1 protein-coding gene is annotated in these 595 nt (G+C 66.6%); it reads right to left on the reverse strand.

Going from position 1 to position 595, the window contains the following annotated elements:
* Window positions 1–595, reverse strand: a 595-nt coding sequence (locus A9X04_RS07770; RefSeq protein ID WP_369828932.1) for a glycosyltransferase, incomplete at both ends; no start/stop codon positions are given.

The raw sequence follows: 595 nt of genomic DNA on the forward strand, positions 1-595 counted from the left end.
TCCGCGGGCTTCGTCATCCGGGCGGCCAGCTCGCGGGCGCGGGAGACGTAGTCGGGGGAGAGGATCTGGCGCAGGTCGGCCACCAGCGACTCGCGCGTGGTTTGGGAAAACGGGCGGGCGACACCGACTTTCAGCCGTTTGAGCTGGGCTCCCCAGACGGTTTGATTGACATCCATCGACAAGACCAGCGTCGGGACCCCCGCCCGCAGGCTCGCCGCCGTGGTGCCCGAGCCGCCGTGGTGTACGACCGCGCGGCAGGCGGGAAAGACGGCCGCATAATTCACCGCGCCCACCACCTTGACGTGCTCGGGAAGTGGCACGTCGCTGAAATCGCTCCAACCGGCGCAAATCAGCGCGCGTTCGCCCAATTCCGCGCAGGCCGCACCGATCATTTCGACCGTGTCGATCGGGGATTCCACCGGCATGCTGCCGAATCCAAAGCAAATCGGCGGCGTTCCCGCGGCTATCCACGACGCCACGTCGTCGTCGGCGCTGGTGGTCAATTCCATCGTCAGGGGGCCGACAAATGGCCGGAGGCCATCCCATTTCGCCCATTCGGCCGCCAGGCCGGGAAAGCAGACTTCGTCATAAGCCT

The organism is Mycobacterium sp. E3247 (assembly GCF_001667785.1).
Lineage (GTDB): Bacteria > Actinomycetota > Actinomycetes > Mycobacteriales > Mycobacteriaceae > Mycobacterium.